Annotated in this window: 25 protein-coding genes and 1 rRNA gene; 8 read left to right on the top strand and 18 right to left on the bottom strand. The window is 64.3% G+C overall.

From position 1 onward, the window contains the following. Positions 1 to 19: 19 nt before the first annotated feature. Positions 20 to 1,168: an NAD(P)/FAD-dependent oxidoreductase gene (locus ACWKWX_RS15325; RefSeq protein WP_483828231.1), complete on the bottom strand. Its 1,149-nt coding sequence runs from the start codon at positions 1,166 to 1,168 to the stop codon at positions 20 to 22. A gap of 28 nt (positions 1,169 to 1,196) precedes the next feature. Then, a complete protein-coding gene (locus ACWKWX_RS15320) occupies positions 1,197 to 1,364 on the bottom strand; it encodes a rubredoxin (protein WP_027616797.1) in 168 nt (55 codons plus the stop codon). 111 nt (positions 1,365 to 1,475) lie between these two features. Between ACWKWX_RS15320 and ACWKWX_RS15315 the strand changes: the two genes are divergently transcribed. Together ACWKWX_RS15315 and ubiA are read left to right on the top strand one after the other, a co-directional pair. After that, a complete protein-coding gene (locus ACWKWX_RS15315; protein ID WP_483828230.1) occupies positions 1,476 to 2,075 on the top strand; it encodes a chorismate--pyruvate lyase family protein in 600 nt (199 codons plus the stop codon). Beyond that, positions 2,075 to 2,965 carry a 4-hydroxybenzoate octaprenyltransferase gene (gene ubiA / locus ACWKWX_RS15310; RefSeq protein ID WP_483828229.1) on the top strand — a complete coding sequence of 297 codons (891 nt, stop codon included), beginning with the start codon at positions 2,075 to 2,077 and terminating at the stop codon, positions 2,963 to 2,965. Before ACWKWX_RS15315 ends, ubiA begins: the two co-directional genes overlap by 1 nt. 126 nt (positions 2,966 to 3,091) lie before the next feature. Here the strand turns inward: ubiA and ACWKWX_RS15305 are convergent, their stop codons facing one another. Then, a complete protein-coding gene (locus ACWKWX_RS15305; protein WP_416421785.1) occupies positions 3,092 to 3,484 on the bottom strand; it encodes a COG4315 family predicted lipoprotein in 393 nt (130 codons plus the stop codon). 149 nt (positions 3,485 to 3,633) lie between these two features. On the opposite strand from ACWKWX_RS15305, the gene phoB reads away from it, so the two are divergent. The 3 genes from phoB (at position 3,634) to ACWKWX_RS15290 (ending at position 7,129) form a co-directional block, all read left to right on the top strand. Then, positions 3,634 to 4,323 carry a phosphate regulon transcriptional regulator PhoB gene (gene phoB / locus ACWKWX_RS15300; RefSeq protein WP_008366891.1) on the top strand — a complete coding sequence of 230 codons (690 nt, stop codon included), beginning with the start codon at positions 3,634 to 3,636 and terminating at the stop codon, positions 4,321 to 4,323. A gap of 78 nt (positions 4,324 to 4,401) precedes the next feature. Further along, entirely contained in the window at positions 4,402 to 5,688 is a 1,287-nt protein-coding gene (gene phoR / locus ACWKWX_RS15295; RefSeq protein ID WP_483828299.1) for a phosphate regulon sensor histidine kinase PhoR, read from the top strand. A 100-nt stretch (positions 5,689 to 5,788) separates the two neighbouring features. After that, positions 5,789 to 7,129, top strand: coding sequence for a hemolysin family protein (locus ACWKWX_RS15290; RefSeq protein WP_416421784.1), 1,341 nt, complete (start codon positions 5,789 to 5,791; stop codon positions 7,127 to 7,129). Between the two features lie 14 nt (positions 7,130 to 7,143). Here the strand turns inward: ACWKWX_RS15290 and ACWKWX_RS15285 are convergent, their stop codons facing one another. From ACWKWX_RS15285 to ACWKWX_RS15245, 9 genes are all read right to left on the bottom strand, one after another. Next, positions 7,144 to 8,040, bottom strand: a complete 897-nt coding sequence (locus tag ACWKWX_RS15285; RefSeq protein ID WP_416421783.1) for a peptidoglycan DD-metalloendopeptidase family protein — start codon at positions 8,038 to 8,040, stop codon at positions 7,144 to 7,146. 33 nt (positions 8,041 to 8,073) lie between these two features. After that, the gene (locus tag ACWKWX_RS15280) at positions 8,074 to 8,415 is read right to left on the bottom strand and encodes a hypothetical protein (protein ID WP_483828228.1); all 342 of its coding nucleotides are present in this window, start codon (positions 8,413 to 8,415) and stop codon (positions 8,074 to 8,076) included. Positions 8,416 to 8,578: 163 nt separating this feature from the next. Next, a complete protein-coding gene (locus tag ACWKWX_RS15275) occupies positions 8,579 to 9,490 on the bottom strand; it encodes a response regulator (RefSeq protein ID WP_483828227.1) in 912 nt (303 codons plus the stop codon). 162 nt (positions 9,491 to 9,652) lie between these two features. Then, positions 9,653 to 10,411 carry a phosphate signaling complex protein PhoU gene (phoU, locus tag ACWKWX_RS15270; protein ID WP_416421780.1) on the bottom strand — a complete coding sequence of 253 codons (759 nt, stop codon included), beginning with the start codon at positions 10,409 to 10,411 and terminating at the stop codon, positions 9,653 to 9,655. 123 nt (positions 10,412 to 10,534) lie between these two features. Continuing rightward, positions 10,535 to 11,371, bottom strand: coding sequence for a phosphate ABC transporter ATP-binding protein PstB (gene pstB / locus ACWKWX_RS15265; protein ID WP_483828226.1), 837 nt, complete (start codon positions 11,369 to 11,371; stop codon positions 10,535 to 10,537). 84 nt (positions 11,372 to 11,455) lie between these two features. Further along, a complete protein-coding gene (gene pstA / locus ACWKWX_RS15260) occupies positions 11,456 to 13,126 on the bottom strand; it encodes a phosphate ABC transporter permease PstA (RefSeq protein WP_416421778.1) in 1,671 nt (556 codons plus the stop codon). A 17-nt stretch (positions 13,127 to 13,143) separates the two neighbouring features. Beyond that, complete coding sequence (locus tag ACWKWX_RS15255; protein WP_483828298.1) at positions 13,144 to 15,177, bottom strand: ABC transporter permease subunit; 2,034 nt, start codon at positions 15,175 to 15,177, stop codon at positions 13,144 to 13,146. Positions 15,178 to 15,568: 391 nt separating this feature from the next. Next, positions 15,569 to 16,555 (bottom strand): phosphate ABC transporter substrate-binding protein PstS, encoded by a 987-nt coding sequence (locus ACWKWX_RS15250; RefSeq protein WP_483828225.1) that lies wholly within the window; start codon positions 16,553 to 16,555, stop codon positions 15,569 to 15,571. 227 nt (positions 16,556 to 16,782) lie between these two features. After that, entirely contained in the window at positions 16,783 to 18,072 is a 1,290-nt protein-coding gene (locus tag ACWKWX_RS15245; RefSeq protein ID WP_416421776.1) for an MFS transporter, read from the bottom strand. A gap of 366 nt (positions 18,073 to 18,438) precedes the next feature. Here ACWKWX_RS15245 and ACWKWX_RS15240 point away from each other — a divergent pair, with 366 nt between their 5' ends. Next, the gene (locus ACWKWX_RS15240) at positions 18,439 to 18,840 is read left to right on the top strand and encodes an acyl-CoA thioesterase (protein WP_008366910.1); all 402 of its coding nucleotides are present in this window, start codon (positions 18,439 to 18,441) and stop codon (positions 18,838 to 18,840) included. Positions 18,841 to 18,909: 69 nt separating this feature from the next. Next, positions 18,910 to 19,809 carry a D-hexose-6-phosphate mutarotase gene (locus ACWKWX_RS15235; protein ID WP_416421775.1) on the top strand — a complete coding sequence of 300 codons (900 nt, stop codon included), beginning with the start codon at positions 18,910 to 18,912 and terminating at the stop codon, positions 19,807 to 19,809. 83 nt (positions 19,810 to 19,892) lie between these two features. Here ACWKWX_RS15235 and ACWKWX_RS15230 read toward each other — a convergent pair whose 3' ends face one another. From ACWKWX_RS15230 to ACWKWX_RS15210, 5 genes are all read right to left on the bottom strand, one after another. Continuing rightward, complete coding sequence (locus tag ACWKWX_RS15230; protein ID WP_416421774.1) at positions 19,893 to 20,432, bottom strand: DUF3299 domain-containing protein; 540 nt, start codon at positions 20,430 to 20,432, stop codon at positions 19,893 to 19,895. 76 nt (positions 20,433 to 20,508) lie between these two features. After that, positions 20,509 to 20,757 carry a GlsB/YeaQ/YmgE family stress response membrane protein gene (locus tag ACWKWX_RS15225; protein ID WP_416427510.1) on the bottom strand — a complete coding sequence of 83 codons (249 nt, stop codon included), beginning with the start codon at positions 20,755 to 20,757 and terminating at the stop codon, positions 20,509 to 20,511. 91 nt (positions 20,758 to 20,848) lie between these two features. Beyond that, positions 20,849 to 21,931 carry a 5-(carboxyamino)imidazole ribonucleotide synthase gene (locus ACWKWX_RS15220; protein ID WP_027980846.1) on the bottom strand — a complete coding sequence of 361 codons (1,083 nt, stop codon included), beginning with the start codon at positions 21,929 to 21,931 and terminating at the stop codon, positions 20,849 to 20,851. A gap of 9 nt (positions 21,932 to 21,940) precedes the next feature. Beyond that, on the bottom strand, positions 21,941 to 22,432 hold the full coding sequence (gene purE / locus ACWKWX_RS15215; protein WP_416421773.1) for a 5-(carboxyamino)imidazole ribonucleotide mutase: 492 nt from the start codon (positions 22,430 to 22,432) through the stop codon (positions 21,941 to 21,943). A gap of 264 nt (positions 22,433 to 22,696) precedes the next feature. Continuing rightward, positions 22,697 to 23,605, bottom strand: coding sequence for a LysR substrate-binding domain-containing protein (locus tag ACWKWX_RS15210; protein ID WP_483828224.1), 909 nt, complete (start codon positions 23,603 to 23,605; stop codon positions 22,697 to 22,699). Between the two features lie 168 nt (positions 23,606 to 23,773). On the opposite strand from ACWKWX_RS15210, the gene ACWKWX_RS15205 reads away from it, so the two are divergent. Further along, a complete protein-coding gene (locus ACWKWX_RS15205; RefSeq protein WP_416421770.1) occupies positions 23,774 to 25,198 on the top strand; it encodes an aspartate ammonia-lyase in 1,425 nt (474 codons plus the stop codon). 676 nt (positions 25,199 to 25,874) lie between these two features. Here the strand turns inward: ACWKWX_RS15205 and rrf are convergent. Then, positions 25,875 to 25,949, bottom strand: a 5S ribosomal RNA gene (gene rrf / locus ACWKWX_RS15200); the annotation flags it as partial.

The following is a 25,949-nucleotide window of genomic DNA, read 5'->3' as shown; positions in this document are numbered from 1 at the left end:
CCGACAGAAAGACCGTTATTTACGCCAGCAACGACGGGAGCTGCCGGTTCAGTGCCAGTTTCTCCCCGACCGCCGCCCCGGTAAGGGCGTAGCCCAGCAGGTTGCCGGCCACATCACGGCACAACGCCTTGATGTCGGCGCCCTGCCCTTCGACCTGCCATTGGCCTTCCAGGCCCCGTGGCACAGGCGATACCACCAGCGGGCAGACCGGGGTCTTGACGGTGATGGGCATGGGGCCATAACTGACGGCCGTGGGGTTGCCGGCCAGGGTCTGCGCCAGGGCACGGGCGCAGCTCATCAGCGGCATCACGTACAGCAGGTTGAGGCCATCCACCTCGGCGCAGTCGCCCAGCGCATGGATGTTGGCGTGGGAGGTCTTCAGCGCGCGGTCGACGACGATGCCACGGTTCACCTCCAGGCCGGCCGCGGCGGCCAGGTCCACCCGCGGGCGCAGGCCGATGGCCGACACCACCAGGTCGCAGCCCAGCACGGTGCCGTCGGACAGGTGCGCTTGCAGGCCGTCGCCCACGCGCTCCAGGCGGTTGAGCACCGGGCCCAGGTAGAACCGCGCGCCCAGGCCTTCCAGCCCGGCCTGCACGGCGGCAGCCGCCGCGGGGTGCAGCAGGGTCGGCATCACCTGTTCGCACGGTGCCACCAGTTGCACCTCGAAACCACCAGCAATCAGGTCGTTGGCGAATTCGCAGCCAATCAGGCCAGCGCCCAATATAAGCACGTGCTTCTTGCCCTGGGCGGCGGCGCGAAAGCGCGCGTAGTCCTCCAGGTCATTGATGGGGTACACGGCGTCGGCGCCATCGCCCTGGACCGGCACGCTGACCGTCTGCGCGCCCCAGGCCAGCACCAGGTCGCGATACGGCACGGCTTCCTCGCCGATCCACAATTGCTTGTGCCCCGGGTCAATGCCGGTGACCCGCGTGTGCGTGCGGATCTCGGCCTTGAGCTGGTCAGCCATGGCGCCGGGCTCGGCCATGCTCAGGCCGTCGGCGTCCTTGTTCTTGCCGAAGCCGGTGGAGAGCATCGGCTTGGAGTACGAACGACCGTCATCGGCGGTGATCAACAGCAGCGGCGTCTCGCCGTCCAGCTTGCGAAATTCCCGCGCCAGGTTGTAGCCGGCCAGGCCGGTGCCCACGATCACCACAGGTGCTGTCATTTAGGTACTCCTTGCAGGGAAGAATCGATCAAGCGATCTCGATCATCTCGAAATCCATTTTGCCCACGCCACAATCGGGGCACAGCCAGTCTTCCGGCACGTCCTGCCACAGGGTGCCAGGGGCGATGCCGTCATCGGGCCAGCCGTCCGCTTCGTTGTAGATCAGGCCGCATACCACGCACTGCCACTTTTTCATTTGCCGGTTTCCTCATTGCTCAGGCTCAAGGCTCGGTCGATCGATGTTTGTTGCGCTGCCGACCGGCTCAGCCGGTTTTGTACTGGGGGTTGTGCACAGATGCAAGCGTGAATGCATGCTAAGCTCGGCGGCTTCTTCGCTTGCAGACAGCTGCTTACCGTGACAGATGCATTCACCTTTGCGCCGGCATGGCTGGCGCAGGCGCCATCAGGCGCCGATGCCACCACCCGCGACTGGTTGTTCGACCAGGGCTCGCTGACCCGCCGCCTGACCCGCCTGTCCCACGACCACTTCAGTGTCACACCCCTGCACGAGCAATGGCAGGTACTGCGCGCCGATGAATGTCAGGCCCTTGGCCTGGCCGATGGCAGCAGCGGCTGGGTGCGCGAGGTGTACCTGCGCGGCCATGGCACGCCGTGGGTGTTCGCCCGCAGTGTAGCCGGGCGCCAGGCCCTGGAAGCCGACGGCCTGGCGCTGGACGCCCTGGGCAGCCGCTCGCTGGGCGAACTGCTGTTCACCACGCCGGCGTTCCAGCGCCAGCCCATCGAGGTATGCCACTACCCCGCCCCCTGGCTGCCCGCCGAGCAGGCCTGCGAAGGGCTGTGGGCGCGCCGCTCGCGCTTTGACCGCGGCGCGCTGAAGGTGCTGGTGGCCGAAGTCTTCCTGCCGGCACTGTGGCCGGCCGCTCAACTCGACGCGGAGAACCCTTGATGTTCCAGAGCCTGCTCAAATCCCTGAACCGGGTGCACCCGCGCGCCTGGGACTTCGTCCAGCTGACGCGCATGGACAAGCCCATCGGCATTTACCTGCTGCTGTGGCCGACGCTGTGGGCGCTGTGGATCGCCGGCGAAGGCAAGCCGTCCCTCGCTAACCTGGTGATCTTCGTGCTGGGCGTGGTGCTGATGCGCGGCGCCGGCTGCGTGATCAACGACTTCGCCGACCGCAAGGTCGACGGCCACGTGAAACGCACCGAGCAGCGGCCGCTGGTCAGCGGGCGCATCAGCTCGCGCGAGGCGCTGGTGTTCTTCGCCGTGCTGGTGGGCATCAGCTTCGCCCTGGTGCTGTGCACCAACGCCACCACCATCGGCCTGTCGTTCGGCGGCCTGCTGCTGGCGGCCACCTACCCGTTCATGAAGCGCTACACCTATTACCCGCAGGTGGTGCTGGGCGCAGCGTTCTCCTGGGGCATGCCCATGGCGTTCACCGCCGAGACCGGGCACCTGCCCGCTGCGGCCTGGCTGCTGTACATCGCCAACCTGCTGTGGACGGTGGGGTATGACACCTATTACGCCATGACCGACCGCGACGACGACCTGCGCATCGGGGTCAAGTCCACGGCTATTCTGTTTGGCGACGCCGACCGGCTGATCATCGTGCTGCTGCAGGGCCTGGCGTTGCTGTGCCTGCTGCTGGCCGGCGGCCAGTTCGGCCTGGACGGCTGGTTCCACCTGGGGCTGCTGGCGGCGGCGGCGTGCTTTGCCTGGGAATGGCACAGCACCCGCGACCGCGAGCGCATGAAATGCTTCAAGGCGTTCCTGCACAACCACTGGGCGGGCCTGGCGATTTTCGTCGGCATCGTCGCCGACTACGCCTTGCGCTAACGACTCAATTATCGTGGGAGCGGGCTCTGCCCGCGAAGATGGCACCGCAAGTCGCCTGGCACAACGCGGTGTTCTTTTCGCGGGCAGAGCCCGCTCCCACAGATCGCAGGTCGCGGGTACTCGCTATCAATCGGCGTCGGCGTCGGTGGGCACTACGTGCCAGACGTCCATCTTGCCGTCACCCATCTTGTCGCCGGCCTTCTTGTCCATCTTGAAGGTGTACACCGGCTTGCCGCCGAACGCCCATTGCATCTTGCCGTCATCACGCTTGACCACGGTCCAGTCGCCGTCGTCCTTGGCCCCGCTTTCGGCCATCAGCGGCGGCCAGTTCTCGGCGCACTTGTCGTTGCAGTTGGATTTGCCGTCACCGTCCTTGTCGTAGGTGTAGAGGGTCATGCCGTGGTGGTCCACCAGCATGCCGTCCTTGGCCATCGCAGGCTCTGCCGCTTGGGACAGGGCAGGGGCGGCCAGGGCGAAGGCGCCGACCAAGGCCATCCAGTTCAGCGTATGTCGTGTCATTGGATCTACCTCATTGTTATTCGTGGTAACGGAATTTCAGCTTAGCTCAGCGTCCGGAACTTGGTACGCTGGCGGCAACCTGTCACACGACTGCAATAATTCCGTTATCTAATGCGCCCCAAGACACTTCAATGACAAGAGGTTTGAGCATGGTTGGCAGGAACATTCTGATCGTTGACGACGAAGCGCCCATTCGCGAAATGATCGCCGTCGCGTTGGAAATGGCTGGCTATGACTGCCTCGAAGCAGAAAACTCCCAGCAGGCCCACGCCATCATCGTCGACCGCAAGCCTGACCTGATCCTGCTCGACTGGATGCTGCCCGGCACCTCGGGTATCGAGCTGGCCCGCCGCCTCAAGCGTGACGAGCTGACCGGCGACATCCCGATCATCATGCTCACCGCCAAGGGTGAGGAAGACAACAAGATCCAGGGCCTGGAAGTGGGCGCCGACGACTACATCACCAAGCCGTTCTCGCCCCGCGAGCTGGTGGCGCGCCTCAAGGCCGTGCTGCGCCGCGCCGGCCCCAGCGACGGCGAGGCGCCGATCGAAGTGGGCGGCCTGCTGCTGGACCCCATCAGCCACCGCGTGACCATCGATGGCCGTCCGGCCGAGATGGGCCCCACCGAATACCGCCTGCTGCAGTTCTTCATGACCCACCAGGAACGCGCCTACACCCGTGGCCAGCTGCTGGACCAGGTGTGGGGCGGCAACGTCTATGTCGAGGAGCGTACCGTCGATGTGCATATCCGCCGCCTGCGCAAGGCACTCGGCATCGCCTACGAGAATCTGGTACAAACCGTGCGCGGCACCGGCTATCGCTTTTCCACCAAGAGCTGAAGCCCCCTCGCCAGGCCATAACTCGAAAGGACGCGACGTTAATTGAACCAGAACTGGCACAGCATCCTGATCAGGCACATGCTGATATTGGTCACGCTTTGCCTGTTGGCAGGGCTGGTCAGCGGTTATTACGGCTGGTGCCTGGCCACGGGCCTGGCCCTGTACCTGGGCTGGACCCTCAAGCAACTGCTGCGCCTGCACCGCTGGCTCAACCAGCACCAACCCGACGAGGCACCACCCGATGGCTACGGCCTGTGGGGCGACGTGTTCGACAGCATCTACCACCTGCAACGCCGCGACCAGCGCGTGCGCGGGCGCCTGCAAGCGGTGATCGACCGCGTGCAGGAATCCACCGCGGCCCTGCGCGATGCGGTGATCATGCTCGACAGCGAAGGCAACCTTGAGTGGTGGAACCGCGCCGCCGAGACCCTGCTGGGCCTCAAGACGCCCCAGGACGGCGGCCAGCCAGTGACCAACCTGGTGCGCCACCCGCGCTTCAAGGAATATTTCGAGGCCGAGAACTACGCCGAGCCGCTGGAAATCCCCTCGCCCATCAATGACCGCATGCGCGTGCAGATGCTGATCACCCGCTACGGCAACAACGAGCACCTGATGCTGGTGCGCGACGTGACCCGTATCCACCAGCTGGAGCAGATGCGCAAGGATTTCATCGCCAACGTCTCCCACGAACTGCGCACGCCGCTGACGGTGATCGCCGGCTACCTGGAAACCCTGCTGGACAACGTCGAGGACGTGAACCCGCGCTGGGCCAGGGCCCTGCAACAGATGCAGCAGCAGGGCGGGCGCATGCAAACGCTGCTCAACGACCTGCTGTTGCTGGCCAAGCTGGAGGCCACCGACTACCCCTCCGACACCCAGCCGGTGGCGGTCTACGCCCTGCTGCAGTCGATCAAGAGCGACGCCCAGGCGCTGTCCGGGCAGCGCAACCAGCGCATTACCCTGGAAGCCGACGACAACATCCGCCTCAAGGGCAGCGAGTCGGAGCTGCGCAGCGCGTTTTCCAACCTGATCTTCAACGCGGTGAAGTACACCCCCGCCGAGGGCAACATCCATATCCGCTGGTGGGGCGACGGCAAGATGGCCTACATGAGCGTGCAGGATTCGGGCATCGGCATCGACGCCAAGCACCTGCCGCGGCTGACCGAGCGCTTCTACCGCGTGGACTCCAGCCGCGCGTCGGCCACCGGCGGCACCGGCCTGGGCCTGGCCATCGTCAAGCATGTGCTGCTGCGCCACCGCGGGCACCTGGAGATCAGCAGCACGCCGGGCCAGGGCAGCACCTTCACCTGCATTTTCGCCCCGCAGCAGCTGGTGATGCAGGCGCAAGGCCTGAAGGTCCTCTAGGCAAGCGCCCCTTCAGCCGCTACATTGATAGTCTTGTGCCTGCATTTCAGGCACCGCTGCCACCCCCTTTTTCTGAAGACGGAACCCGTAAAACTCCATCATGGACCCTTCCCCTGGCTTTACCCTCGCTTCACTCTTCGCCGACTTCGGCATGATTCTTTTCGCTGTGCTGCTGGTGTTGCTCAACGGCTTTTTCGTAGCCGCCGAGTTCGCCATGGTCAAGCTGCGCTCCACCCGCGTGGAATCCATCGCCGAGAAAAACGGCTGGCGCGGGCAGATCCTGCGCACCGTGCACAGCCAGCTCGATGCCTACCTCTCCGCCTGCCAGCTGGGTATCACCCTGGCCTCCCTGGGCCTGGGCTGGGTGGGTGAACCGGCCTTCGCGCACCTGCTGGAGCCGCTGCTGGAAGCGGTGGGCGTACAGTCGCCGGAAGTGGCCAAGGGTATCTCCTTCTTCAGCGCCTTCTTCGTCATCTCCTACCTGCACATCGTGGTGGGCGAGCTGGCACCCAAGTCCTGGGCCATCCGCAAGCCCGAGTTGCTGTCCATGTGGACGGCGGTGCCGCTGTACCTGTTCTACTGGACCATGTACCCGGCCATCTACCTGCTCAACGCCAGCGCCAACGCCATCCTGCGCATCGCCGGCCAGGGCGAGCCTGGCCCGCACCACGAGCACCACTACAGCCGCGACGAGCTGAAACTGATCCTGCACTCCAGCCGTGGCCAGGACCCCAGCGACCAGGGCATGCGCGTGCTGGCCTCGGCCGTGGAAATGGGCGAGCTGGAAGTGGTGGACTGGGCCAACTCCCGCGAGGACATGGTCAGCCTGGACTTCAACGCCCCGCTGAAGGAAATCCTCGCGCTGTTCCGCCGCCACAAGTTCAGCCGCTACCCGGTGTATGACGCCCAGCGCAACGAATTCGTCGGCTTGCTGCACATCAAGGACCTGCTGCTGGAACTGGCGGACCTGGACCATATTCCCGAGTCGTTCAACCTGGCCGAGCTGATTCGCCCGCTGGAGCGCGTGTCCCGGCACATGCCGCTGTCGCGCCTGCTGGAGCAGTTCCGCAAGGGCGGCGCGCACTTCGCCCTGGTGGAAGAAGCCGACGGCAAGGTGATTGGCTACCTGACCATGGAAGACGTGCTGGAAGTACTGGTTGGCGACATCCAGGACGAACACCGCAAGGCCGAGCGCGGCATCCTGGCGTACCAGCCGGGCAAGCTGCTGGTGCGTGGCGACACGCCGCTGTTCAAGGTGGAACGCCTGCTGGGCGTGGACCTGGACCACATCGAGGCGGAAACCCTGGCCGGCCTGATCTACGACAGCCTCAAGCGCGTGCCTGAAGAGGAAGAAGTGCTGGAGGTCGAAGGCCTGCGCATCATCATCAAGAAGATGAAAGGCCCCAAGATCGTCCTGGCGAAAGTGCTGCGCCTGGAGTAATCAGCCCCTTCTGGTTATTTATTGCCCAACGCAAAGTTGGGCAACGTACCCACCGGTTGGTTGAACTGGAAGGGTATGGACTCCAGCCCCAGGCCCACGTTGCGCTGCACCACGAAGTGCAGGTGCGGCCCGGTGCTGTTGCCGGTATTGCCCGAACGCGCCAGCGGCGTGCCCACCGCCACGTGCTGGCCTTCGCGCACACTCACCGAACCTTGCATCAGGTGCAGATAAACACCCATCGTGCCGTCATCGTGCAGTATCCGCACGAAATTGCCGGACGGGTTGTTGCCACCGCTGCCCTGGTCGTTTTCCACTTTCACCACCGTGCCGCCCCGGGCGGCGATGATCGGCGTACCCACGGGCATGGCGATGTCCATGGCGTAGCGGCTCTTGGGCCCGAAGTGGCTGAAGGTGCCGTTGGGGCCCTGGGTCAGGCGAAAGGGGCCACCCACCCAAGGTAGGGGGTAGCGGTAGCCCATGGGGGCGGTCGAAGGGTTGCCCAGTGAGTAGCGAAACTTCTGCGAAAACCGTAGCGCCTGCCCCGGCTTCTGCGCCACCAGGGTGGCCAGGTCGATGGTCGAGCGTGCCGGCAGCACCCGCCGTACCAAGGACGGCGCGCCAGCGCGCACGTTGCCCAGGTTGGCCAGGCGCAGCTCCACTTCCACGGGTGCGTACAGTTCGTTGCGGGCGGTGAAGGTGGTCACGCCCAGCTGCTTGCGCACGTCCAGGTGCACCTGCTGGTCCAGCCGCTCGGTCATGCGGTCGGCGAACACCAGCACCTTGGCGTTGCGGGTGGGCCGGTCCGTGTAGGACGTCACGCCATAGGCGTCGGTGTACTTGTAGATGGTGGTGGCTGCCGCGTGGCCGCTGCTTAGCGCCAGCGCGCAGAGGAGAAAGGTACGAAGCTGCATGATGGCATTCTGCAATATGGGCCTCGGCCAAGATTAGCAGGTGTGCCTGCGCCTTGCGCAAGCCGCATGGCGGATGACCGGGTAAGCGGGGTCGCAGGCGACCGGACGGTAGGTGCCGGGTTCCAGGCGCACCAGTTCATAGCGCACGCTGCCATTGCCATCCACTCGTTGCAAGGCTACCCAGGGCTGGCCCCAGGCGTCGAAATGGTCGATGGGCCAGGCCAGGCGGGCGTCCTTGAGCAGGCGGTAGCCCTTGAGGTCCATGTTTGCCAGGCCGGCGGGCACGTCGGTGACCCACACGTTGTAGTCAAGCCAGACCAGTTCGTCACCGGGGTTGAGGGGGTCGTGCAAGGGCTGGCAAAGGTCGCAGGGCATGGTCGGGGGGCACTCCGTGAGGGAGCTGCAAGCATGCGCGCGAAGCCCTGGGAGGGGCAGCGTAACGATTCCCAAAGTTGTGTAGGAAGTTGCTCCCTGTGGGGCCTTGGACGCAGCCTTCGGCAGCTGCTACGGGTTGTGTAGCAGCGGCCGGCAGGCCGCGTCAGGCGCCAGGGACGAAGTGTTTCTGGGCGGTGCCGCGGGCGATCAAGCGCGAGATGTAGTCGAGCTTCTGCGCGTCCTGGTCGACGAAACGGAAGGTCAGCTGCAGCCACTCGCTGTCCGGCTTGGGCTCGTGGGCGACCACGGCGTGCAGGTAACCGTTGAGGCGTGCCACTTCGGCGTTGTCGCCCTGCTCCAGGTCGAGCACGGCGTTCTCCAGCACCTGGGGCAGCACTTCCCCACGGCGCACCACCAGCAGCGCCTCCTTGAGGCTCAGGCCCTTGATCACGCATTGCTGGGTGCCGCTGGCCAGGCGCAGCTGGCCCTGGCCACGGTTGCCGCTCGGCGCCGCCGGGGTTGCGCCAGGGCGCGGGGCGTTGTTGAGCAGGCCGCCACGCGGGGCCGCTGCCGGTGCAGCGGCCGCGACCGGGCGCGCCACTTCGGCCTTGCCGCCGGTCAGGGCGCTGAGCGAGTCATTGGCGAAAGCAGAACCGGCGCGGGACGGCCCCGTGGCCATTACCGCCTCCAGCTTGCCGATCTTGGTCAGGGCTTTCTTCACCTTGGTCAGCAGCTGTTCGTTGGTGAAGGGCTTGCCGATGAAGTCGGAAACGCCGGCCTGGATGGCCTGCACCACGTTTTCCTTGTCGCCGCGGCTGGTCACCATGATGAACGGCATGGCCTTGAGGTTATCCTGCTCGCGGCACCAGGTCAGCAGCTCCAGGCCCGACATTTCCGGCATCTCCCAGTCGCACAGCACCAGGTCGAAATTGTCCTTGATCAGCATCGCCTGGGCCTTGCGGCCGTTCACGGCGTCTTCGATGACCATGCCCGGGAAGTAGTTGCGCAAGCACTTTTTCACCAGGTCACGGATGAAGGGCGCATCATCCACAACCAGCACACTGACCTTACTCATTGACCACTCCTAAGATTACCCGGCAAGCATAGCGCTGACTGATGGCCATTTGCCAAAACTAATGAGTCACGCCGGGACTCTCTGTTCACGGGTGCCATTTCTTTTCACGGCCCGCAAACGAAAATGCCCGGCGCTAGGCCGGGCATTTGTAGTCGGGCAGTCTTACTTATCGTCCGAAACACCCGGAACATTAGCGCGATCGGCACGGCCCTGGACTTCCTCGCGCATGCGCGCCAGGCCCAGGTGACGCACGTCGGTGCCGCGCACCAGGTAGATCACCAGCTCCGAGATGTTGCGCGCGTGGTCGCCGATGCGCTCCAGCGAACGCAGGGCCCAGATCACGTTCAGCACTTGGGAGATGGAGCGCGGGTCTTCCATCATGTAGGTGACCAGCGCGCGCAGCGCGGTCTTGTACTCGCGGTCGATGGTCTTGTCGTACTGGGCCACCGACAGGGCCAGGTCGGCGTCGAAGCGGGCGAAGGCGTCCAGCGCCTCGCGGACCATGCGGCGCACCTGGTCGCCGATGTGGCGCACTTCCTCGTAGCCCAGCGGCGACTGGCCTTCCTCACACAGCTGGATGGCGCGACGGGCGATCTTGGTCGATTCGTCGCCGATGCGCTCCAGGTCGATCACCGACTTGGAGATGCTGATGATCAGGCGCAGGTCGGAAGCGGCCGGCTGGCGACGGGCGAGGATGCGCAGGCATTCCTCGTCGATGTTGCGTTCCATCTGGTTGATCTGCTCGTCAACGTCACGCACTTGCTGGGCCAGGCCCGAGTCGGCGTCGATCAGCGCGGTGACCGCGTCGTTGACCTGCTTCTCTACCAGGCCGCCCATGGCCAGCAGGTGGCTGCGGACTTCTTCCAGCTCGGCGTTGAACTGCTGGGAGATGTGGTGGGTAAGGCTATCTTTATCAATCATGGGTCGCTCCGCGACAGCTTTGAGACTTAAAGCTGCAATCTACAAGTGGTTAAGTGGTAATCCAGAACACAAACGCAGTACCGCTTCTGCTTGCCGCGTGAAACTGCAAGCTTGCAGCTACCTCTAGCCATACCGACCGGTGATGTAGTCTTCGGTCTGTTTTTTCGCAGGGTTGGTGAACAGAGTGTCGGTGTCGCCGAACTCCACCAGCTTGCCCATGTACATGAACGCCGTGTAATCGGACACCCGGGCAGCCTGCTGCATGTTGTGTGTCACGATCACAATGGTGTATTTGGATTTCAGTTCGTAGATCAGTTCCTCAACTTTCAACGTTGAAATCGGATCAAGTGCCGAACAAGGCTCATCGAGCAACAATACCTGCGGCTCCACCGCAATGGTACGGGCGATCACCAGGCGCTGCTGCTGGCCGCCGGACAGGCCCAGGGCCGACTCGTGCAGGCGGTCCTTGACCTCGTCCCACAGCGCCGAGGCCTTCAGCGCCCACTCCACCGCCTCGTCGAGCACGCGCTTCTTGTTCACGCCCTGGATGCGCAGGCCGTAGACCACGTTCTCGTAGATGGTCTTGGGGAATGGGTTGGGCTTCTGGAACACCATGCCCACGCGGCGGCGCAACTCGGCCACGTCCTCGCCCTTGCGGTAGATGTTGTGGCCGTCGAGGTTGATCTCACCTTCCACGCGGCAGCCGTCCACCAGGTCATTCATGCGGTTGAAGGTGCGCAGCAAGGTTGACTTGCCGCAGCCCGACGGGCCGATGAAGGCGGTGACGCGCTGCTTGGGAATGTCCAGGGAGACGTCGAACAGCGCCTGCTTGTTGCCGTAGAACAGGTTCAGGCCGGGCACCTGGATGGCCACCGTCTCGTTGGCCATGGTCAGGCCCTGGCGCTTGCGGCCGATGGCGGAAAGGCTGATGCCACCGGGGGTGTTGGGGTCTTGCTGCATGGGTGGCTCCCTACGCGTTCAGTGCGTTGGTTGAGCCGCCCGCCTCGCATCGAGGGGGCGGCTGGCGAGTGCCAAGGGGGACGGTCAGTTGTCCAGCGCCTTGTACTTCTCGCGCAAGTGGTTACGAAGGGCGACGGCCGACAGGTTCAGCGCGGCAATCACCAGCACCAGCAGCAACGCCGTGGCATACACCAGCGGGCGTGCGGCCTCGACGTTGGGGCTCTGGAAGCCGACGTCGTAAATATGGAAGCCCAGGTGCATGATCTTCTGGTCCAGGTGCAGGTACGGGTACACCCCGTTCAACGGCAGCGACGGCGCCATCTTCACCACACCCACCAGCATCAGCGGGGCTACTTCGCCTGCGGCGCGGGCCACGGCCAGGATCATGCCGGTCATCATCGCCGGGCTGGCCATGGGCAGCACGATCTTCCACAGCGTCTCGGCCTTGGTGGCGCCCAGCGCCAGCGAACCTTCGCGCAGGCTCAACGGAATGCGCGCCAGGCCTTCCTCAGTGGCCACGATGACCACCGGCACGGCCAGCAGCGCCAGGGTCAGCGAGGCCCACAGCAGGCCGGGCGTACCGAAGGTCGGCGCCGGCAGTGCCTCGGGGAAGAACAGGCGGTCCAGGGAGCCACCCAGCACGTAGACGAAGAAGCCCAGGCCAAACACACCGTAAACGATAGCCGGTACGCCGGCCAGGTTGTTCACGGCAATGCGGATGAGCCGGGTCATGGGCCCCTGGCGCGCATACTCACGCAGGTACACTGCCGCCAGCACGCCGAACGGGGTAACGATCATGGCCATGATCAGGGTCATCATCACCGTGCCGAAGATGGCCGGGAATACGCCGCCTTCGGTGTTGGCCTCGCGCGGGTCCTGGGTCAGGAACTCCCAGACCTTCATGCCGTAGTAATACAGTTTCTTGAACAGGCCCATGTTGTTCGGCTGGTAGGCGTGCAGCACCTTGCCCATGCTGATTTCCAGGACCTTGCCGTTGACGTCGCGCACGGTGATGCTGTCGCGCTCGATGGCCTGGTGCAGGTCACCCAGGCGCGATTCGATGTCCTGGTACTGGCCCTTGAGCGCGGCACGCTCGGCGTCCATGTCGGCCTGGGCGGTGGCGTCCAGGCGGTGCTCCAGCTCCAGCTTGCGGCCATGCAGGCGGATGCGCTCGAGCTGGGCATTGATGGAGCCGATCTCGCCCTTCTCCAGGCGGTTGAGCTGGCGCGCCAGGTCTTTCACGCGGTCCAGGCGCGGGTAGAACTCATTGAACACGGCGTCGCCCTCGGCGACCACCTTGCCGTTCTCCTTGACGTCCAGCAGGTAGCCGATGAAGTTGCCCCACTCGCGGCGCTCGACGCTCACCAGCTCCGGCGGCTTGCTCTGGTCCTGCAGCCAGTCGCCCACCACCCACATGAAGTCAGCGCCGTTGATGTCGCGGTTGCCGACCTTGATCAGCTCGCGGGTCATGAACTCCGGGCCTTCCTTGGGCACCGGCAGGCCGGCGCCGGCCAGTTGCGCGCGGGGCACTTCGTCGCGCTGCACCACTTCGCCAATCAGCAACTGGGGCGGCTGGCCGGGCACGTTGTAGCTGGCGCGCACCAGGTCGGCCGGCCAGAAGTGGCCCAGGCCGCGCACGGCCAGCACCGAGAGCAGGCCGACGGTCATGATCACGGCGATGGACACCGCGCCACCGCTGAGCCAGACGCCGGGCGAGCCACTCTTGAACCAGCCCTTGAGAGAATCCTTTTTCACGGATCGCTACCTTTTTACTAAAGCGACGAGTATTTCTTGCGAAGACGCTGGCGAATCAGCTCGGCCAGGGTATTCATCACGAAGGTGAACATCAGCAGCACCAATGCGGCCAGGAACAGCACGCGGTAGTGGCTGCTACCCACCTCCGACTCGGGCATTTCCACCGCCACGTTGGCGGCCAGGGTGCGCATCCCCTCGAACAGGTTCATCTCCATCACCGGCGTGTTGCCGGTGGCCATCAGCACGATCATGGTCTCGCCCACGGCGCGGCCCATGCCGATCATCAGCGCCGAGAAGATACCGGGGCTGGCGGTGAGCAACACCACGCGCGTCAGGGTCTGCCAGGGCGTGGCGCCCAGCGCCAGCGAGCCCAGGGTGAGGCTGCGCGGCACGCTGAACACGGCGTCCTCGGCGATGGAGTAGATGTTGGGGATCACCGCGAAGCCCATGGCCAGGCCCACCACCAGAGCGTTGCGCTGGTCATAGGTAATGCCCAGGTCGTTGCTGATCCACAGGCGCATGTCGCCGCCGAAGAACCAGGCTTCCAGGTGCGGGCTCATGGCCAGCGAGCCCCAGCCCACCAGCAGGATGACCGGCACCAGGATCGCGCTTTCCCAGCCATCGGGCACCCGCAAGCGAATGGACTCCGGCAGGCGGCTCCAGGCGAAACCGGCCACCAGGATACCGATGGGCGTGAGCATCAGCAGGCTGAAGATGCCCGGCAGGTGCCCTTCCAGGTACGGCGCCAGGAACAGCCCGGCGAAGAAGCCGAGGATCACCGTAGGCATGGCCTCCATCAGCTCGATCACCGGCTTGACCTTGCGGCGCAGGCCCGGGGCCATGAAATAGGCGGTGTAGATCGCGGCGGCGACGGCCAGCGGCGCGGCCAGGAACATGGCGTAGAACGCCGCCTTCAGGGTGCCGAAGGTCAGCGGCGACAGGCTCAGCTTGGGCTCGAAGTCCGACGTGGCGGCAGTGGACTGCCAGACGTACTTGGGCTCGTCATAGTTTTCGTACCAGACCTTTTCCCACAGCGCGCTCCAGGACACCTCCGGGTGCGGGTTGAGCAGAACCATGGGCACCAGGCGCCCGCCCTCCTCGACCATGATGCGGTTGGCACGCGGCGACAGCGCCAGCACGCCCGGGCCCTGTGCCACCTGCTGGACCAGCAGGGTGCGGTGCGCGGTGCTGTGGAACACGCCCAGCTGGCCCACCGCGTTGACGGCGATGAAGCCCTTGCGGCGCTGCTCGGCGGTGATATCGACGATAGGCGCGCTGCCCATCTGGAAGTCGCGGATGTGCTTGAGGCGCGGCTCGCCATCAGGGTCGCGGGCCATGAACCACTGCGCCAGGCCGCCCTTGGAGGTGCCGACGATCAGCGAGATGCCGCCCACCAGCTGGGTGCTGGCGGTGATTTCGGCGTTGGCGTCTTCCAACAGCTTGTAGCGGCCATTGAGGCTCTTGTCGCGCAGGCTGAACACGTCGGCCTGGGCACGGCCATTGATCACGTACAGCCACTGCTGGCGCGGGTCGACGAAGATGGCCTTGACCTGCTCGGTCATCTGCGGGAGTTCAATGGTGGCTTGAGTAGTCTCGGTGTCGCCGGTCAGCATGTTCTCCGACTTGGTCAGCGACAGCACATGCAACTGCGGGCCGGTGGAACCGGCGACGATCAGGGTGTCGTCGGTGGCACTGAGGTTGACGTGCTCCAGGGCCCGGCCCTGGTCGTCCAGGGTCAGCAGCGTCGGGCCGTAGGGAAACTCGATGTTCGGGGTGATGGTCTTGTGGCCGTCGGGGTACGTCACCTTGTAGGTGTGACGGAAGATCATCGACTGGCCGTTGGACAGGCCCAGGATCACCAGCGAGCTGCCGGGCTGGTCTTCGCCGATGGAAGCCACGGTGACGCCGGGCGGCAACGGCAGGTCCACGCGCTTGAGTTCGCTGCCGTCGCGGGTGCTGAAGAACAGCGCCTGGCCGCGATCGGAAACGCGCATGCCCACCTGGTTCTGTTCTTCCAGGGCAATCATCAGCGGCTTGCCGGCGTCCTGCATCCAGGCGGGGGCGATCGGCGCCTTCACCGTCAGTTCGGCGCCCTTGAACAGCGGCAGCACCACGTAGGCGAGGTAGAAGAAAATCAGGGTGATGGCCGCGAGCACGGCCAAGCCGCCCACCAGTACAAACCAGCGGGAAAGGTGGTCCTTGAGCGCCCGCAGCTTGCGCTTGCGCACCAGCTCCGGGGTGTTGAAGTCAATGCGCTCCGGGGGTTTGCGCGGGGTCATTGGAGAGTTGGCCAGATCATTCATGCGCACACCCTAGCGGCCTCGTATTACAGAAACATGACAGTGAATTGACGCAACAAGGTCTACCGCCCAGGCAGGCTGGGCAGTACACCAGGTGAATCGTTAAGCGAGCCCTCTAGAACGGGCCCGCCAGACATTCTACTTACTTTGCGCCTTCACTCAGCCCCAGATCTGCCAATGCTTTGGCAGCGACCTTGGCTGGTAACGGGATGTAACCATCTTTTACCACGACTTGCTGACCGGATTGTGACAGCACCAGCTTGACGAATTCGGCTTCCATGGGCGGCAAGGGCTTGTTCGGCGCCTTGTTGACGTACAGGAACAGGAAGCGCGACAGCGGGTATTTGCCGTTCAGGGCGTTCTCCTCGGTGTCCTCGACGAAGTTGGTGGTGCCTTTCTTGGCCAGGGCCACGGTCTTCACGCTGGCAGTCTTGTAGCCGATGCCCGAATAGCCGATGCCGTTGAGCGAGCTGCTGATGGACTGCACCACCGAGGCCGAGCCGGGCTGCTCGTTGACGTTGGGCTTGTAGTCACCCTTGCACAGCGCCTCTTCCTTGAAGTAACCGTAGGTGCCTGACACCGAGTTGCGGCCGAACAGCTGCACCGGCTTGGTGGCCAGGTCCCCGGCCACGCCCAGGTCACCCCAGGTTTTCACGTCGGCCTTGGCGCCGCACAGGCGGGTGGCGGAGAAAATCGCGTCCACCTGCTCCATGGTCAGGTGCTCGATGGGGTTGTCCTTGTGCACGAACACCGCCAGGGCATCCACCGCAACCGGAATAGCCGTGGGCTTGTAGCCGTACTTCTGTTCGAAGGCCTGCAGTTCAACATCCTTCATGCGACGGCTCATGGGGCCGAAGTTGGCGGTGCCCTCGGTCAGCGCGGGTGGCGCGGTGGACGAGCCGGCGGCCTGGATCTGGATGTTCAGGTTGGGGTATTCCTTCTTGAACGCCTCGGCCCACAGGGTCATGAGGTTGGCCAGGGTGTCGGAGCCGACGCTGGACAGGTTGCCCGAGACGCCGGTGGTCTTCACGTAGGCAGGAATCGCAGGGTCGACGGCGGCATGGGCCTGGACGGTGACGGCACCCGCGGCGACGAAGCTGATCGCGGCCATCAAACGCTTGATTGTCATGGGGTGAGTCCTGGAAATAGGTTGTTCGAATGGGGTCGGGCGCAGTATCGGTAGCCCATATGAACATTCTATGTACGGATTATGACAGCCGGATGACTGGCCATTACCGCATGTTGCAGGGCGCAACCCCGTAGCAGCGGCCCGTAGGCCGCGTCCAGCGTCCCAGCGCCGAGCCTGCACCTGCGCGGCGCCTGGGACGCGGCCTAGGGGCCGCTGCTACGGGAAGTTCAGCGTTTTTTTGCCAGGAGGTAGAGGCCAACGAAGAGGCCGATCATGCAAATCCCTGCAACATAATAAGCCGGGCCCATGGGGTCGGATTTCAGCAGCAGCGTCACGATCATCGGCGTCAGGCCACCGAAGATGGCGTACGCCAGGTTGTAGGAGAACGACAAGCCGGTAAAACGCACCACCGCCGGGAACGCCTTGACCATCACGTAGGGCACGGCGCCGATGGTGCCCACGAACAGGCCGGTCAGCGCGTACAGCGGGAACAGCCACTCGGGGTGCGCGTGCAGGCTGTGGTAGAACACCCAGGAGCTGGCCAGCAGCGCCAGGCTGCCGCCCACGAACACCCGGCCGGCGCCCAGGCGGTCGGCCAGGGCGCCGGCGCACACGCAGCCGATGCTGAGGAAGACGATGGCCAGGCTGTTGGCCTGCAGCGCCACCGAAGGCGAGAACCCGTACACGGTCTGCAGCACGGTGGGGGTCATCAGGATCACCACCACGATGCCGGCCGACAGCAGCCAGGTCAGCAGCATCGACACGGCGATGGCGCCGCGGTGGTCGCGCAGCACCGCGCGCAGGGGAATTTCCTCGGCCAGCGCCTTGCGCTGCTGCAGCTCGGCGAACACCGGGGTTTCGTGCAGCCAGCGGCGCAGGTACACCGACATCAGGCCGAATACACCGCCCAGCAGGAACGGAATGCGCCAGGCGTAGTCCGAGACTTCGGCAGCGCTGTAGAGGCTGTTGATCAGGGTGGCCACCAGGGAGCCGAGCAGGATACCCGCCGTCAGGCCCGAGGTCAGGGTGCCGCAGGCGTAGCCCACGTGGCGCGCCGGCACGTGTTCGGAAACGAACACCCAGGCCCCGGGCACTTCGCCGCCAATGGCCGCGCCCTGGATGACGCGCATCAACAGCAGCAGGATGGGCGCCCACAGGCCGATCTGCGCGTAGGTAGGGAGCAGGCCCATGATCAGGGTCGGCACGGCCATCATGAAGATGCTCAGGGTGAACATCTTCTTGCGGCCCAGCAGGTCACCGAAGTGCGCCATGACAATGCCGCCCAGGGGGCGTGCCAGGTAGCCAGCGGCGAAAATGCCGAAGGTCTGCATCAGGCGTAGCCATTCGGGCATGTCGGCGGGGAAGAATAATTTGCCCACCACGGTGGCGAAGAACACGAAAATAATGAAATCGTAGAACTCCAGCGCACCGCCCAGGGCGGAAAGCGACAAGGTCTTGTAGTCGTTGCGGGTCAAGGGGCGCGCCGGTTGCGCGTGACTCGATGGCACGGAGGTCATGTCTATGGCTTCTCTTATGGGCATTACGGCAACCCTCACCAGGGCTGCTTGCGGCTGGCAGGTGGGGCACGATAGCAAATTGCTCGAAAAAGCACATTGATCGTGGTTTTCCAGCGCCAAATGAGACTTGGACGGTCGTCGCTACTGTTATCGCGCTATATACTGCGCGTCTGTAGGAATTTTCTGTTTGGTTACAAGGTATTTGTGCGAAAACGTCGCTATATGCGGTAGCCGATTTCGCAGAGTTACCCTTGGAGCGCCTCTACCGGCGAAAGCAGCGTAGTATGAAGCTGAATCGTTTTATATGAGGCGTCATCGTATTACGCCAACGCTATTGAGAGTTTTTGGGTCAGAGGCACCCCAGGCATGATTGAACTCGAACAAGAAGATCCTATCCCACAAGGCGATCTCGCCTTGCAGATCACCGCATTGCCCCGTGAAACCAACGGTTTCGGCGATATCTTCGGTGGCTGGCTGGTCGCGCAGATGGACCTGGCCGGCACCGCCATGGCCAGCAAGGTCGCCGGTGGCCGCGTGGCTACCGTGGCCATCGACCGCATGGCCTTCCTGGTACCCGTTGCAGTGGGCGCGCAATTGTCTTTCTATACCCAGACCCTGGAGATCGGCCGCAGCTCGATCCAGATGATGGTCGAGGTGTGGAGCGACGATCCGCTGTCCAGCGAATGGCGCAAGGTAACCGAGGCAGTATTCGTGTTCGTGGCCATCGACGGCAGCGGGCGTACCCGTTCGGTACCGCCGCGGCGCTGAGTGCCGGAAAACTCGGCGGCTGTTTCAGGGTCAACTGCATATCTATTGGATTGGAAGCGAGAACTGCGCATGTCTACCCCCCAGGTCGAGTCGGTCAAACTGGATGAATTGAACTGCTGGCGCATCAGCCACAGCGGTGCCGAACTGCTGGTCGCCCAACAGGGCGCGCAGATCCTCAGTTATCAACGCGATGGCGAACAGCCGCTGATATGGCTCAACGACAAGGCGGTATTCAAGCACGGCACGCCCGTGCGCGCCGGCGTGCCGGTGTGCTGGCCGTGGTTCGGCATCTTCGCCCGCAACCCGCAGTCGGTGCAGGCCATGTACAAGGCCGAGCCCGCGCCCACCCACGGCCTGGTGCGGGCCATGGACTGGCAGCTACACGGCATCGACAGCGCCACCGATGACAACCTGCGCATCGACTTCACCCTGCCCGAGGCCGAAGGCAAGCTGCCGGGCTGGCCGCACAAGGTGGCGTTGAAGCTGAGCATCGTGCTGGGCGACCACCTGGGCATCAGCCTGACCAGCACCAACCTGGGCGACGAGCCCGTCACCATCAGCCAGGCGCTGCACAGCTACTTCGCCGTGAGTGACGTGCGCGACGTGCATGTGGAAGGCGTGGCGGGCCTGAAGTACATCGAGACCCTGGAAGACTGGCAGGTACGCGAGCAGGCCAGCGAGTTGCGCTTTGCCGGCGAAACCGACCGCATCTACCAGCAGGTGCCGGCGCAGCTGACCATCGTCGACCCGGTCTGGAAGCGTCGCGTGCGCCTGACCAGCAGCGGCTCGAACGCTGCGGTCATCTGGAACCCGTGGATCGATCGCGCGCTGAAGCTCGACGACATGGCCGACGACGGCTGGCAGCGCATGCTGTGCATCGAGACCGCCAACGTGATGGATGACGTGGTGGTGTTGCTGCCAGGTGCCGAGCACACCCTGGGCGTCACCGTGGTCAGCGAAAAGCTCTAACACCTCTACCGTAGCAGCTGCCGCAGGCGGCGTCCGGCCCCGACCGTGGTGCCCGGGACGCAGCCTGCGGCAGCTGCTACGGGTTAGAGGTCGGACTCTACGACTACTCGCACTTTTGATGCATCCATCGCGTAGGCCGCGTCGGCCATATCGTTACTGACCTTCTCCACTTTCAGCGTGCCGATCGCCCACAGCGGCGTGTAGATGTCATCCAGCTTCAACCCCTTGGGGTAGCGAATCAGGATCATCTGGTTCGGCGGCGGTGGCGGCACGTGGATGCAGGCGCCCGGGTATGGCACCAGGAAGAACGCCGTGGCACGGCCCTTGGCGTCGGTCTCCAGGGGCACGGGGTAGCCGCCGATGCGGATGTTCTTGCCATCCATCTCGGGCACGGTCTTGGTCGAATACATCACCGCCGGCAAGCCCTTGCTCTGCTTCAGGCCGCCCTTGTGGGTGAAGTTGCCGTCGCCCTCTGGGGTGTTGTGGGTGATCTCCGGCATGGCCTCCAGGGCCTTCTGGTCCGACTTGGGCATGAGCGACAGCCAGTCGGTTTCCGGGAGTTTTTCCGCGGCGTGAACAAGGCCGCTGAAGACGAGCAAGGTGGCAAGAAGAATACGGCGCATGAAGGGCCTCGACACAAAATGAGTCGGGCATTCTAGCCCTCTCCAGGTGCCAGCGGAGAGGGCCATTGGGCGATTGTCAGTCGTTTTTCTTGATCATGCCGTAAATCACCAGCAGGACGATCGCGCCGATCACCGCACCGATGAAGCCCGCTGCCTGACCCGCCTGGTAGATGCCCAGCGCCTGGCCGCCATAGGTGGCTACCAGGGAGCCGCCAATGCCCAGCAGGATGGTCATGATCCAGCCCATGCTGTCGTCGCCAGGCTTGAGGAAGCGTGCCAGCAAGCCAACGATGAGGCCGATGAAGATGGTGCCGATAATGCCCATGTGAAACCCTCTGATTGACTGCATTAGCCAAAGCCTAGTTGCGCTTTGGCTTCCTGCAATCAGAGGGCTCACCGGGGAGGATGGTTCCCTGTCAGGCGCCGATCAGGGCTTCGACTGCCTTGATCTGTTGCTGCAGGGTGGCCATGTCGGCGCTACGCAGGGTGGCGTGGCCCACCTTGCGGCCAGCCTTGAAGGCCTTGCCGTAGTGATGCAGGTGGCAGTCGTCGATGGCGATGACCTTATCCACAGGCGGCACTTCACCGATGAAGTTGAGCATGGCGCTTTCGCCGACCTTGGCGGTCGAGCCCAGCGGCAGGCCGGCCACGGCGCGCAGGTGGTTCTCGAACTGGCTGCACTCGGCGCCCTCGATGGTCCAGTGCCCGGAGTTGTGCACGCGCGGGGCGATCTCGTTGGCCTTCAGGCCACCGTCCACCTCGAAGAACTCGAAGGCCAGCACGCCGACGTAGTCCAGGTGCTTGAGCACGCGCCCGGCATAGTCTTCGGCCAAAGCCTGCAACGGGTGGTCGGTGCTGGCCACGGACAGGCGCAGGATGCCGCTGTCGTGGGTGTTGTGCACCAGCGGGTAGAAGCGGGTCTCGCCGTCGCGGGCGCGCACGGCAATCAGCGACACTTCGCCGGTGAACGGCACGAAGCCTTCCAGCAGGCATGGCACGCTGCCCAGCTCGGCGAAGGTACCTTCGACGTCAGCCTGGCTGCGCAGCACTTTCTGGCCCTTGCCGTCGTAACCCAGGGTGCGGGTCTTGAGCACGGCAGGCAGGCCGATGCTGGCCACGGCCGCGTCAAGGTCGGCTTGCGACTGGATGTCGGCGAACGTCGGCGTAGGCACGCCCAGGTCCTTGAACATGCTCTTTTCGAACCAGCGGTCGCGGGCGATGCGCAGGGCGTTGGCGCTCGGGTATACCGGCACGAACTGCGACAGGAACGCCACGGTCTCGGCCGGCACGCTTTCGAACTCGAAGGTCACCAGGTCGACTTCGTCAGCCAGCTGGCGCAGGTGGTCCTGGTCGCCGTAGTCGGCACGCAGGTGCTCGCCCAGGGGCGCGGCGCAGGCGTCCGGCGCCGGGTCCAGGAAAGCGAAGTTCATACCCAGCGGCGTACCCGCCAGGGCCAACATGCGGCCCAGCTGGCCGCCACCGATAACACCGATCTTCATGAAAGAGCCTCAGGCCTGACGCGGGTCTGGATTTTCCAGCACGCTATCTGTCTGTTCAGTGCGGAATTGCTTGAGCACGGCGTGGAATTGCGGGTGCTTGGCGCCCAGGATGCTGGCCGACAGCAGCGCGGCGTTGATCGCGCCGGCCTTGCCGATGGCCAGGGTGGCGACCGGGACGCCGGCCGGCATCTGCACGATGGACAGCAGCGAATCGACGCCCGAGAGCATGGAGGACTGCACCGGTACGCCCAGCACCGGCAGGTGGGTCTTGGCCGCGCACATGCCTGGCAGGTGGGCAGCGCCACCGGCACCGGCGATGATCACTTCGATTCCGCGGCCTTCCGCTTCCTCGGCATACTGGAACAGCAAATCGGGCGTACGGTGGGCCGAGACCACGGTGACTTCGTACGGAATACCGAGCTTGTCCAGCATATCGGCGGTGTGGCTAAGGGTGGACCAATCGGACTTGGAGCCCATGATCACGCCAACCAGTGCACTCATCGTCGAGCCTCTTCTCTTGGGCGCCCGCAGGCGCGTCAAAAAACAACAAGCCACGCAGGAAAACCGGCGTGGCTTGTTATGCGAATTATGGCCGGCAAAACCGACCGAAGGCCGCGCAGTATACCGCAAAGATCGCGGATAAATAGACCTTCTATCAGCGCTGAAAACCGCGGTTTTACTGACTTTGAAGTCAGCCCGTAGCAGCTGCCGAAGGCTGCGTCCCTGCGGCATCGAGGCGCCGGTGACGCGGCCTTGCGGCCGCTGCTACGTGGATGATGCCGCGCCACCCTCCAGCTTGCGCCACAGCAGGCGCACATTGGCCTTCCTTACCAGTGCGCAGCGGTACAGGCGAATCTCCAGTGGCACGTGCCACTGCGGGCCGCCGCACACTACCAGCTCGCCACGCTTGAGCTCGGCCTTGGCGCTCAGGTGCGGCACCCAGGCAATGCCCAGGCCTTCCAGGGCCATGCTCTTGAGGCTATCGGCCATGGCGGTCTCATACACCGTGGTGTAGCGCAGGTTGCGCTGGCGCAGCAGCAGGTTCACCGAGCGGCCCAGGAAGGCGCCGGCGCTGTAACCCAATAGAGGAAAACTGATGTCGTGTTCCAGGTCGTACAGCGGCTTGCCATCCGGCCCCACGGCGCAGACCGGGATCATTTCGGTGTGCCCCAGGTGCAACGACGGGAAAATCTCGGCGTCCATCTGTAACGCGGCGTCCGGGTCATAGAAGGCCAGCATCAGGTCGCAGCCACCTTCGCGCAAAGCGTGCACGGCGTCACCGACGTTGGTGGCCACCAGCCGCGTCGCGATGTTCAGGCCTTCATTACGCAGCTGCGCGATCCAACTGGGGAAGAAGCCCAGGGCCAGGGAGTGGGCGGCAGCCACCTGCATGACCTCGCCCTGCCCGCCCTCCAAGTGATGCAAATGACGCAAGACTTCGCCCAATTGTTCCACCACGGTTCTCGCGGTCACCAGGAACAGCTGGCCAGCCGCCGTCAGCTCGATGGGCGTGCGCGAGCGGTTGACCAATTGCAGCCCCAGGGCAGCCTCAAGGCTGCGGATTCTGCGGCTAAACGCGGGCTGCGTGACAAAACGGCGCTCCGCAGCCTGGGAAAAGCTGCGGGTGGCGGCCAGGGCACTGAAGTCCTCCAGCCATTTACTCTCAAGATTCATCAGCGACCTCCGGGGCGCCTTACGTTCTGGACGACTGATGCGTCACACGACCTATTATGCCGTTTATGCATAGGGCAGTGTCTAACAGCATTGGCCGACGATTGGTCACAAGCCTAGCATTGGCAGCGTTCCGGCACATGCCGGGTCCACATTGAGATTATCTCTATCATGTCCTCCGCTGCATCACCGCGCATCGAAAAAGACCTGCTTGGCGTTCTCGAAGTCCCCGCTGAAGCGTACTACGGCATCCAGACCCTGCGAGCGGTTACCAACTTCCGCCTCTCGGGCGTTCCGATCTCGCACTACCCCAAGCTGGTCGTGGGCCTGGCCATGGTCAAACAGGCCGCTGCCGACGCCAACCGCGAGCTGGGCCACCTCAGCGATGCCAAGCACGCCGCCATCAGCGAAGCCTGTGCTCGCCTGATCCGCGGTGACTTCCACGAGCAGTTCGTGGTGGACATGATTCAAGGCGGCGCTGGCACTTCGACCAACATGAATGCCAACGAAGTCATCGCCAACATCGCGCTGGAGGCCATGGGCCACAGCAAGGGCGAGTACAAGTACCTGCACCCCAACAACGACGTGAACATGGCGCAGTCGACCAACGACGCCTACCCCACCGCGATCCGCCTGGGCCTGCTGCTGGGTCACGACGCCTTGCTGGCCAGCCTCGACAGCCTGATCCAGGCCTTCTCGGCCAAGGGCCAGGAGTTCTCCCACGTACTGAAGATGGGCCGTACCCAGCTGCAGGACGCGGTACCGATGACCCTGGGCCAGGAATTCCACGCGTTCGCCACCACGCTGACCGAAGACCTCAACCGTCTGCGCAGCCTGGCGCCGGAGCTGCTGACCGAAGTCAACCTGGGCGGTACCGCCATCGGCACCGGCATCAACGCCGACCCGCGCTACCAGGCCCTGGCCGTATCGCGCCTGGCCACCATCAGCGGCCAGCCGCTGGTACCGGCTGCCGACCTGATCGAAGCCACCTCCGACATGGGTGCCTTCGTGCTGTTCTCCGGCATGCTCAAGCGCACCGCGGTGAAGCTGTCGAAGATCTGCAACGACCTGCGCCTGCTGTCCAGCGGCCCGCGCACTGGCATCAACGAGATCAACTTGCCAGCGCGTCAGCCAGGCAGCTCGATCATGCCAGGCAAGGTCAACCCGGTGATCCCGGAGGCCGTGAACATGTGTGCCTTCGAAATCATGGGCAACGACCTGGCCCTGACCATCGCTGCCGAAGGTGGCCAGCTGCAGTTGAACGTGATGGAGCCGCTGATCGCCTACAAGATCTTCGACTCGATCCGCCTGCTGCAACGCGCCATGGACATGCTGCGCGAGCACTGCATCGTCGGCATCACTGCCAACGAAAAGCGCTGCCGCGAACTGGTCGAGCACTCGATCGGCCTGGTCACCGCGCTGAACCCGTACATCGGCTACGAGAACGCCACCCGTATCGCCCGCATCGCGCTGGAAACCGGCCGCGGCGTACTGGAACTGGTGCGTGAGGAAGGCCTGCTGGACGAAGCCAGCCTGGAAGACATCCTGCGCCCAGAAAACATGATTGCTCCACGCCTGGTGCCGCTGAAGGCCTGACCTTCACCACCACGCGCTGCTACACCGCTCACCAGGTCGAGGGACTAGACACCTCTCACCTTTTGAGGGCCCCGGGCTTGTCCCGCGGGCCCTTTTTTTTGCCTGGCGTTTGGGTAAGGGATGGGGCGGCTACTACAGGTGTCGAAGGCTGCGTCCGGGGCCTCTGGGATGTCAGCCATTGCGCGTGGTCCATGACGCGGCCTACGGCCGCTGCTACAGGTGCCGTGTACCCCGTAGCAGCTGCCGAAGGCTGCGTCCGGGGCCTATGGGGTGTCAGCCATTGCGCGGGGGCCATGACGCGGCCTGCGGCCGCTGCTACAGATGCCGTGTACCGCGTAGCAGCTGCCGAAGGCTGCGTCCGGGGCCTATGGGGTGTCAGCCATTGCGCGTGGTCCATGACGCGGCCTGCGGCCGCAGCTACAGGTGCCGCGTACCCCGTAGCAGCTGCCGAAGGCTGCGTCCGGGGCCTATGGGGTGTCAGCCATTGCGCGTGGTCCATGACGCGGCCTGCGGCCGCAGCTACAGGTGCCGTGTACCCCGTAGCAGCTGCCGAAGGCTGCGTCCGGGGCCTATGGGGTGTCAGCCATTGCGCGGGGCCGCTGCTGCGGAAGATTTTGCGCAGGCCATAACGACAAAACCCCCGTCTGCGCTAGCAGACGGGGGTTTCGGAATTCAATCTTGACGATGACCTACTCTCACATGGGGAAACCCCACACTACCATCGGCGATGCATCGTTTCACTGCTGAGTTC

Source organism: Pseudomonas imperatae (assembly GCF_057128625.1).
This window is presented reverse-complemented; position numbering and strand designations above follow the sequence as displayed.

Excerpts from the sequence above, each read along its gene's own strand:
- ACWKWX_RS15325 (WP_483828231.1), bottom strand. The coding sequence starts at position 1,168 with ATGACAGCACCTGTGGTGATCGTGGGCACCGGCCTGGCCGGCTACAAC.
- ACWKWX_RS15320 (WP_027616797.1), bottom strand. The coding sequence starts at position 1,364 with ATGAAAAAGTGGCAGTGCGTGGTATGCGGCCTGATCTACAACGAAGCG.
- ACWKWX_RS15315 (WP_483828230.1), top strand. The coding sequence starts at position 1,476 with ATGCATGCTAAGCTCGGCGGCTTCTTCGCTTGCAGACAGCTGCTTACC.
- ubiA (WP_483828229.1), top strand. The coding sequence starts at position 2,075 with ATGTTCCAGAGCCTGCTCAAATCCCTGAACCGGGTGCACCCGCGCGCC.
- ACWKWX_RS15305 (WP_416421785.1), bottom strand. The coding sequence starts at position 3,484 with ATGACACGACATACGCTGAACTGGATGGCCTTGGTCGGCGCCTTCGCC.
- phoB (WP_008366891.1), top strand. The coding sequence starts at position 3,634 with ATGGTTGGCAGGAACATTCTGATCGTTGACGACGAAGCGCCCATTCGC.
- phoR (WP_483828299.1), top strand. The coding sequence starts at position 4,402 with ATGCTGATATTGGTCACGCTTTGCCTGTTGGCAGGGCTGGTCAGCGGT.
- ACWKWX_RS15290 (WP_416421784.1), top strand. The coding sequence starts at position 5,789 with ATGGACCCTTCCCCTGGCTTTACCCTCGCTTCACTCTTCGCCGACTTC.
- ACWKWX_RS15285 (WP_416421783.1), bottom strand. The coding sequence starts at position 8,040 with ATGCAGCTTCGTACCTTTCTCCTCTGCGCGCTGGCGCTAAGCAGCGGC.
- ACWKWX_RS15280 (WP_483828228.1), bottom strand. The coding sequence starts at position 8,415 with ATGCCCTGCGACCTTTGCCAGCCCTTGCACGACCCCCTCAACCCCGGT.
- ACWKWX_RS15275 (WP_483828227.1), bottom strand. The coding sequence starts at position 9,490 with ATGAGTAAGGTCAGTGTGCTGGTTGTGGATGATGCGCCCTTCATCCGT.
- phoU (WP_416421780.1), bottom strand. The coding sequence starts at position 10,411 with ATGATTGATAAAGATAGCCTTACCCACCACATCTCCCAGCAGTTCAAC.
- pstB (WP_483828226.1), bottom strand. The coding sequence starts at position 11,371 with ATGCAGCAAGACCCCAACACCCCCGGTGGCATCAGCCTTTCCGCCATC.
- ACWKWX_RS15255 (WP_483828298.1), bottom strand. The coding sequence starts at position 15,177 with ATGCAGGACGCCGGCAAGCCGCTGATGATTGCCCTGGAAGAACAGAAC.
- ACWKWX_RS15250 (WP_483828225.1), bottom strand. The coding sequence starts at position 16,555 with ATGACAATCAAGCGTTTGATGGCCGCGATCAGCTTCGTCGCCGCGGGT.
- ACWKWX_RS15245 (WP_416421776.1), bottom strand. The coding sequence starts at position 18,072 with ATGACCTCCGTGCCATCGAGTCACGCGCAACCGGCGCGCCCCTTGACC.
- ACWKWX_RS15240 (WP_008366910.1), top strand. The coding sequence starts at position 18,439 with ATGATTGAACTCGAACAAGAAGATCCTATCCCACAAGGCGATCTCGCC.
- ACWKWX_RS15235 (WP_416421775.1), top strand. The coding sequence starts at position 18,910 with ATGTCTACCCCCCAGGTCGAGTCGGTCAAACTGGATGAATTGAACTGC.
- ACWKWX_RS15230 (WP_416421774.1), bottom strand. The coding sequence starts at position 20,432 with ATGCGCCGTATTCTTCTTGCCACCTTGCTCGTCTTCAGCGGCCTTGTT.
- ACWKWX_RS15225 (WP_416427510.1), bottom strand. The coding sequence starts at position 20,757 with ATGGGCATTATCGGCACCATCTTCATCGGCCTCATCGTTGGCTTGCTG.
- ACWKWX_RS15220 (WP_027980846.1), bottom strand. The coding sequence starts at position 21,931 with ATGAAGATCGGTGTTATCGGTGGCGGCCAGCTGGGCCGCATGTTGGCC.
- purE (WP_416421773.1), bottom strand. The coding sequence starts at position 22,432 with ATGAGTGCACTGGTTGGCGTGATCATGGGCTCCAAGTCCGATTGGTCC.
- ACWKWX_RS15210 (WP_483828224.1), bottom strand. The coding sequence starts at position 23,605 with ATGAATCTTGAGAGTAAATGGCTGGAGGACTTCAGTGCCCTGGCCGCC.
- ACWKWX_RS15205 (WP_416421770.1), top strand. The coding sequence starts at position 23,774 with ATGTCCTCCGCTGCATCACCGCGCATCGAAAAAGACCTGCTTGGCGTT.